Origin of the sequence: Chitinophaga sp. (assembly GCF_035564935.1) — a bacterium.
Classification (GTDB): Bacteria; Bacteroidota; Bacteroidia; order Chitinophagales; family Chitinophagaceae; genus Chitinophaga.
Genome location: NZ_DATMTE010001117.1, coordinates 1 through 7,925 on the forward strand (window position 1 = coordinate 1; position 7,925 = coordinate 7,925).

Here is a 7,925-nt window from a genome sequence, read left to right on the forward strand (position 1 = left end):
AGCGCATACTTATAAAAGTTTCTTGATTTGAGTTTAAAAATACCGGATAAATGTCATTATTTGAATAAAAAAGACGAAAATTGAGCCGAAAAGGGACTAATCTCTCTAATTTTGGGAATTAGTTGCTTGTTCATATGCGAAAATTTTTACTTTTGCAATCCGTATAAATTTTTAACTTAAAATCAGTAACCTATTTATGGCTACCACCGCAGATATCAGAACAGGATTAATCATCAAACTGGATAACAGTTTGTATTCTGTTGTAGAGTTTGGTCAGAATAAAACCGCCCGTGCAGCCGCAAAGGTTTGGGCTAAATTGAAGGGCGTTGACAATAGCCGTTCTATTGAGCACACCTGGAACTCAGGTGATACTATCTTTCCTATCCGTATTGAAAAGAAAGCTTTTCAGTATTTATATAAAGATGATACCGGCTACAATTTCATGGACAATGAAACATTTGAGCAGATTGCTATGCCGGAAACAGCCATCGATGCGCCTCAGTTCCTGAAGGAAGGCCAGGAAGTAAGTGTACAGATCAACACAGAAACTGAGCAGTACATGGCGGTTGAATTACCCGATAAAATTGTGGTGCTGGTAACTTACTCTGAACCCGGAGTAAAAGGCGATACGGCTACCCGTACCCTGAAACCTGCTACCGTTGAAACCGGCGCCACTGTTATGGTTCCGCTGTTCGTAGACGAGGGAGAACTGATCCGTGTGAACACCAAGAACGGTGAGTACATTGAAAGAGTAAAAGCATAAAGCATTTCTGAAATACTGATTTTCGGAGAAAAGGAATTTTGTTTCTGGGGGAGATCTTTCTGAAACAAAGTTCCTGAATGCGTTAAAAAGTATTTGTCATATTCTATATATTTCTAAACCAAAAACTGTCTACATGGACTTTAAACAGATTCAGGAACTGGTAAAAATGATCAACAAATCAAATATCAGTGAACTGAGCATTGAACAGGACAAGTTTAAGATTACAATAAAGCAGAAGGATAATGAAGTTCAGCAGGTAATCACCGTTCCTGCAACCGTGGCGCCCGTACAGGCAGTAGCCGCTGTAGCTCCTGCAGCAGCCCCGGCCACCGCAGCACCTGTAGCTGCCGCACCTGCTGCTCCTGCTAAAGCAGATAACCTGGTAACCATCAAATCTCCCATGATCGGTACCTTCTACCGCAGCGCCGGCCCGGACAAAGCACCATTCATAAATGTTGGTGACGAAGTAGCCCCCGGTAAAGTGGTGTGCATCATCGAAGCAATGAAGTTATTCAACGAAATAGAGAGTGAAGTGAGCGGGAAGATCGTGAAAGTACTGGTAGACGACGCTTCTCCGGTAGAATATGATCAACCTTTATTTTTAGTTGAACCATAATAATAGCCTTTAACCGTTAGCCTTTAGCTTTCAGTCTTACCCATGGTAGTGCGCTGATGGCTAAAGGCTAACCGCTAAAAGCTAACAGCTATTATTAACTTATAAGGAAAACAATGTTCAAAAAAATATTGATTGCTAACCGTGGTGAAATTGCCCTCCGGATTATCCGTACCTGTAAGGAAATGGGTATTAAAACGGTAGCAGTTTATTCAACAGCAGATAAAGACAGTTTGCATGTGAAATTTGCTGATGAAGCAGTATGCATAGGCAAGCCGCAAAGCTCAGAGTCTTATCTGAACATCCCTCACCTGATGGCGGCTGCAGAAATCACCAATGCAGATGCTATCCACCCCGGTTATGGCTTTCTGGCAGAGAATGCCCGGTTTGCCGAAATCTGTGGTGAACACGGTATTAAGTTCATCGGCCCCACACCGGACATGATCCGCAAAATGGGTGATAAGATGACGGCCAAAGAAACCATGATTGCTGCCGGTGTACCGGTTATTCCCGGTTCCGAAGGCCTGCTCCAGAGCGTGGAAGAAGCAAAATCCATCGCCAGAAGCATGGGGCTTCCGGTGATCATCAAAGCCACTGCCGGCGGCGGTGGTAAAGGTATGCGCGTGGTATGGGAAGAAAGCGAGATCGAGAACGCTTACAACATGGCTAAAAATGAAGCCCGTGCCTCCTTCAGTAACGATGGTATTTACATGGAGAAATTCGTGGAAGAACCCCGTCATATTGAAATCCAGGTAGCCGGCGACCAATACGGTAAAGTTTGCCACCTCAGTGAAAGGGACTGCTCTATCCAGCGCCGTCACCAGAAACTGGTGGAAGAATCGCCTTCTCCATTTATGACGCCTGAACTGCGTGAGAAAATGGGAGATGCCGCTATCAGGGCTGCCAGCGCTATCAACTATGAAAGCGTGGGTACTATTGAGTTCCTGGTAGATAAGCACCGTAACTTCTACTTCATGGAAATGAACACCCGTATCCAGGTAGAGCACGGGGTTACAGAAGAAGTGATCAACTTCGACCTGGTAAAAGAACAGATCAAAATTGCTGCTGGTATTCCTATCTCCGGAAAAAATTATACGCCCCAGATGCACGCCATCGAGTGCCGTATCAATGCCGAGGATCCCTACAACGATTTCCGTCCTTCTCCCGGTAAAATCACTACGCTGCATATTCCCGGCGGTCATGGCGTGAGGGTGGATTCTCACATCTATGCCGGTTATGTAATTCCGCCTTACTATGATTCCATGGTAGCAAAGATCATTACCATGGCGCAAACACGTGAAGAAGCGATCAACACGATGGAACGCGCACTGAGCGAGTTTGTAATTGAAGGGGTGAAAACAACGATTCCTTTCCACCAGCAGCTGATGCGTGATGAGAACTTCCGTAAAGGAAACTTTACTACCAAGTTCACAGAAACATTTAAGCTGGTATAACGGTAACGGATATACTATTAAAAAAAAGTCCTCCTGATCTGATCAGGAGGACTTTTTTTATTAACGTCGGTTACCAAAAAACAAAGCCCCGGATGAAAATCCGGGGCTAATCATACACCAAAACAATCTTACGGTTTTATCGCAAGAAAAGCAGCTCTCTGTATTTAGGCAGTGCCCATTTTTTGTCGTCCACCAGGAACTCCAGTTTATCGGAGTGGTAGCGGATAACATCAAAGTACGGCTTAATTTTTTCACAGTAATCAATCGCTTTCTGACGGCTGTCGGACAGCTTATTAGCTACCTTACGGGCCTCGATCATAGCCTGTACGTTTTCACTGATTACGTTAATATGTTCAGCTATTTTGCCGGCAATTTGTTTCTGCGCTTTTACTGATTCGTCGCCCAGGCCAATTCCTTTCAGACCGTTGATATTTACTACGAGATCATTCAGGTAGCTGATAGCAGACGGGAGGATGGTGTTGGTAGCGAGGTCGCCGATAACGCGGGCTTCGATCTGCACTTTCTTCACATAATCTTCCAGCAGTATTTCGTGGCGGGCGTGCAGTTCTTTTTCGTTGTAAACGCCGGTTTCAGCATAGAGTTTGGTTGCTTTTGGTGTAACCATTGCATCCAGTGCCTTAGGAGTGGTTTTTACATTTGGTAAACCTCTTTTTTCGGCTTCTTTTTCCCATTCTTCGCTGTATCCGTCGCCTTCGAACAGTATTTTTTCCGAATCTACAATATATTTCCGAAGAGTTTGCATAATCGCAATCTCTTTTTTCTCGCCTTTTTCGATCAGTGCATCCACTTCAGCTTTGAAGTCAACCAGGGTTTTAGCCATGATGGTATTCAGCACGGTCATTGCAGAAGCACAGTTTGCAGAAGAACCTACCGCGCGGAATTCGAACTTGTTGCCGGTGAAAGCAAAAGGAGAAGTACGGTTACGGTCGGTGTTATCCAGCAACAGTTCAGGGATATGACGGTGCAGATCCAGTTTCAGGATAGCTTCATCCTGTTCGTCGAACTTGTTGTTTACCCGGTTTTTAACTTCCTGCAGTACATCGAACAGGTATTTACCGGTAAACACGGAGATGATAGCGGGAGGTGCTTCGTTGGCGCCCAGACGGAAGTCGTTGCTTGGAGAAGCAATTGCAGCTCTCATCAGGTCGGCGTAGTCATGTACCGCTTTAATGGTGTTCACAAAGAAAGTGAGGAACATCAGGTTGGTTTTCGGTGTTTTACCGGGAGCCAGCAGGTTTACACCGGTATCGGTGGACATGCTCCAGTTATTGTGTTTACCGGAACCGTTGATGCCTGCAAAAGGTTTCTCGTGCAGTAACACTTTCAGTTTGTGACGTTTTGCCACTTTATTCATTACATCCATCAGCAGGGAGTTGTGGTCTACTGCGATGTTTACTTCTTCAAATATAGGAGCGCACTCGAACTGGGAAGGAGCTACCTCGTTGTGACGGGTTCTCAAAGGAATACCCAGTTTGTAGCATTCTACTTCGAAATCGCGCATATAAGCATAAGCACGCTCAGGGATAGCGCCGAAGTAATGGTCTTCCAGTTGCTGTCCTTTGGAAGGAGCATGGCCTACTACAGTACGGCCGGTCATGATCAGATCCGGACGGGCGTTAGCCATAGTTTCATCTACCAGGAAGTATTCCTGTTCCCAACCCAGGGTACCGGTTACTTTGGTAACGTTCTTATCGAAATAGTTACATACATCTACTGCAGCTTTGTCCATAGCAGCCAGTGCTTTCAGCAGCGGCGCCTTATAATCCAGGGATTCGCCGGTGTAGGCAACAAAGATGGTAGGGATGCAGAGTGTTTTACCATAGCTCTGTTCCAGGATGAAAGCAGGAGAGGAAGGATCCCAGGCAGTGTAGCCGCGGGCTTCGAAGGTAGCTCTCAGGCCGCCGTTAGGGAAGCTGGAAGCATCCGGTTCCTGTTGTACCAGGGCGTCGCCATCAAATGTTTCCAGTGCAGTACCATCACCTTTCAAAGTGAAAAATGAGTCATGCTTTTCTGCAGTTGTGCCGGTCAGTGGCTGAAACCAGTGTGTATAGTGTGTTACACCTTTTTTCATTGCCCATGCTTTCATGCCGGAAGCGATCTGCTCGGACATCTTACGTTCCAGCTTGGTGCCATTTTTAACAGAGTTCATCAGGCTTTTATAAGCCTCATCGCTCAGATATTCCCGAACAACTTTACCAGAGAAAACATTGCTGCCAAATACTTCGGTGATTTTACCGTCATGTTCGGTGAGAGTGGAGTCTACGCCAGCTAATCCTTCCAGCGCTTTGAAACGTAACGATGTCATGCTGTAAATTATTTTACACAAAAGAACGCATACATCGCTATAAATGCAAATAAATTGTTCATTTTAATTGAAAAATTACATTTAGCTATTTAAAATGGCCGTTTTTTTGCCATTTCATTAAATATTTAAAGTGTATGGACTTTAAATCTGATGAATTTAAAAATAAATAATATGATAGCGGACTGTAAAAAACAACACTAAAGCCAGCACCGGGTTCTCTTGGCATTTGAAGGAAAATCATTTACTTTTGCGACTTCTTTTAAACATCTCGTTTTTTATACTTAAATACATGCAAACCACCGTAGAAATTGCTGAACAGCTAGGACTTACCGCTGACGAGTTTGAACGAATTAAATCTATTTTAGGCCGTATCCCCAACTTTACAGAGTTAAGTATGTACTCTGTAATGTGGAGTGAGCACTGCTCTTACAAAAACTCAATCGTTTGGCTGAAGTCACTGCCCCGCGAAGGCGACAGGCTCCTGGTTAAAGCAGGAGAAGAAAATGCCGGTCTGGTAGATATAGGTGACGGCTACGCGGTGGTATTTAAAATAGAATCGCATAACCACCCCTCCGCTATTGAGCCCTTCCAGGGCGCCGCTACCGGCGTAGGCGGTATCCATCGCGATATCTTTACAATGGGCGCACGCCCTATCGCTGCGCTGAACTCTCTTCGCTTTGGTAATATTAATGATCAGAAAACACAACATCTGGTTAAAGGCATTGTACATGGTATAGGCCACTACGGTAACTGTTTCGGCGTTCCTACCGTAGGCGGTGAAACTTATTTTGAAGACTGCTACGGTACCAACCCGCTGGTAAATGCGTTCAGCGCAGGTATCGTAAAAGTTGGCCAAACCGTTTCCGCTACTTCCTATGGTGAAGGCAACCCCGTTTTCATTGTGGGTTCCGCTACCGGTAAAGACGGTATCGGCGGCGCTTCCTTCGCATCTGCGAATATTACAGAAGACAGTGTGGAAGATTTGCCTGCCGTTCAGGTAGGAGATCCTTTCCAGGAAAAGAAGCTGCTGGAAGCATGCCTGGAAATCATCAAAACAAACGCCATTGTTGGTATGCAGGATATGGGCGCTGCCGGTATCACCTGCTCTACTGCAGAAATGAGCGCCAAAGGCGAACATGGTATGAACATCTGGCTGGATAAAGTACCTACCCGTCAGAAAGATATGAAAGCATGGGAAATGCTGCTGAGCGAAAGCCAGGAGCGTATGCTGATAGTAGTGAAGAAAGGAGAAGAAAAACCGGTGCTGGATATTTTCGAGAAATGGGACCTGCACTGTGTTCAGATTGGTGAAGTAACGAAAGATAAAAACCTGAAGTTCTATATGAACGGCGAACTGGAAGCAGATGTTCCTGCTGAAAGTATGGTACTGGGCGGCGGCGCTCCGCAATATCACCGCGCTTATACCGAACCTGCTTATTTCGCCAAAGTAAAAGCATTCGATATTCAGAATATTCCTGATACAGAACATCCGCGTTTTGTAGCAGAAAGAATGGTGGCATTGCCAAACATTGCTTCCAAACGCTGGATCTACAACCAGTACGACAGCATGGTAGGTACTGCAAACGCCAGCACCAATGCACCAAGCGATGCTGCCATTGTATTGGTAAAACCAACGAAGAAAGCGCTGGCTATGACCACCGATTGTAACGGCCGTTACGTATTTGCCGATCCTCACAAAGGCGGGCAGATCGCTGTAGCAGAAGCTGCACGTAACATCGTTTGCTCCGGTGGCGAACCGGTAGCTATCACCAACTGCCTGAACTTCGGTAATCCTTACGATCCGGAAGTTTATTACCAGTTTGTACACGCGGTACAGGGAATGGGTGAAGCCTGCCGTAAATTCAATACGCCTGTTACCGGTGGTAACGTAAGCTTCTATAACCAGTCGCCCGAAGGCCCGGTTTACCCAACACCAACCATTGGTATGGTGGGTATCCTGGATACACTGGATCAGCGCATCACGCTCAACTTTAAGGAAGAAGGCGATCTCCTGTACCTGGTAGGCCGCCCCCGTAACGACATTAACAGCTCCGAATACCTGCATAAGATCATCGGTATAGAATACAGCCCTGCGCCGCATTTCAATCTTGATGAGGAACTGCACCTGCAACAGGCTATCACTAAACTGAATAAGGCCAAACTGATCCGTTCCGCACATGATGTAAGCGATGGCGGTTTGTTTGTTACATTGCTGGAAAGCGCTATGCCATCCGGTTTGGGCTTTGAACTGGCACTCAACAACAAGTTCCGTAAAGATGCTTACCTGTTCGGGGAAAGCCAGAGCCGTGTAGTGGTAACCGTTAAACCATCCGATAAAGAGAAGTTCGAGGCCCTGTTACATGGCCTGGTGGATGCTTCAGATAATTCTGTACGCTACGAGAAGCTGGGTGTGGTAACCGGTGAAACCATTAAAGTGAATGGAGAAGACTGGGGCAATGTAAGCACCTGGAAAAAATCATACGATACCGCTATTGAAGAACATCTGAAGAAATAATCTTCCGCTTTTCATCAACATAAAAAATGGTTCGCATAGCAATTATGCGAACCATTTTTTTATGCTGATGATCTTTAAGAAATAAGTGTACACATCCGGGAGATAGTAAAGCGAACATTTCATTGATTTGAATAGTAAACAAACGGGCGGGTGAAAGCCGATAAAACAGGCTTGTTCCGGGTAATTAAGACGATTACAGCCCGTTTGGATCATTCACGGGGCAATGGATGCCGCAACCTGGTAAAAACCCCAAA

At 45.5% G+C, this 7,925-nt stretch carries 5 protein-coding genes; 4 read left to right on the forward strand and 1 reads right to left on the reverse strand.

All coding sequences use genetic code 11. From position 1 onward, the window contains the following. The first annotated feature begins 196 nt into the window (after positions 1-196). From efp to accC, 3 genes are all read left to right on the forward strand, one after another. Positions 197-763: an elongation factor P gene (gene efp, locus VN105_RS28875; protein ID WP_089903140.1), complete on the forward strand. Its 567-nt coding sequence runs from the start codon at positions 197-199 to the stop codon at positions 761-763. A 133-nt stretch (positions 764-896) separates the two neighbouring features. Beyond that, positions 897-1,379, forward strand: a complete 483-nt coding sequence (accB, locus tag VN105_RS28880; RefSeq protein WP_325646815.1) for an acetyl-CoA carboxylase biotin carboxyl carrier protein — start codon at positions 897-899, stop codon at positions 1,377-1,379. A 113-nt stretch (positions 1,380-1,492) separates the two neighbouring features. Next, the gene (gene accC, locus VN105_RS28885; RefSeq protein ID WP_325646817.1) at positions 1,493-2,830 is read left to right on the forward strand and encodes an acetyl-CoA carboxylase biotin carboxylase subunit; all 1,338 of its coding nucleotides are present in this window, start codon (positions 1,493-1,495) and stop codon (positions 2,828-2,830) included. A gap of 136 nt (positions 2,831-2,966) precedes the next feature. Here accC and VN105_RS28890 read toward each other — a convergent pair whose 3' ends face one another. Next, a complete protein-coding gene (locus VN105_RS28890; protein ID WP_325646819.1) occupies positions 2,967-5,156 on the reverse strand; it encodes a glutamine synthetase III in 2,190 nt (729 codons plus the stop codon). A 289-nt stretch (positions 5,157-5,445) separates the two neighbouring features. On the opposite strand from VN105_RS28890, the gene purL reads away from it, so the two are divergent. Beyond that, positions 5,446-7,671 (forward strand): phosphoribosylformylglycinamidine synthase subunit PurL, encoded by a 2,226-nt coding sequence (gene purL, locus VN105_RS28895; protein ID WP_325646821.1) that lies wholly within the window; start codon positions 5,446-5,448, stop codon positions 7,669-7,671. Positions 7,672-7,925 lie beyond the last annotated feature (254 nt).

Coding starts and splice junctions, on each gene's coding strand:
- accC (WP_325646817.1), top strand. CDS start 1,493: ATGTTCAAAAAAATATTGATTGCTAACCGTGGTGAAATTGCCCTCCGG.
- efp (WP_089903140.1), top strand. CDS start 197: ATGGCTACCACCGCAGATATCAGAACAGGATTAATCATCAAACTGGAT.
- accB (WP_325646815.1), top strand. CDS start 897: ATGGACTTTAAACAGATTCAGGAACTGGTAAAAATGATCAACAAATCA.
- purL (WP_325646821.1), top strand. CDS start 5,446: ATGCAAACCACCGTAGAAATTGCTGAACAGCTAGGACTTACCGCTGAC.
- VN105_RS28890 (WP_325646819.1), bottom strand. CDS start 5,156: ATGACATCGTTACGTTTCAAAGCGCTGGAAGGATTAGCTGGCGTAGAC.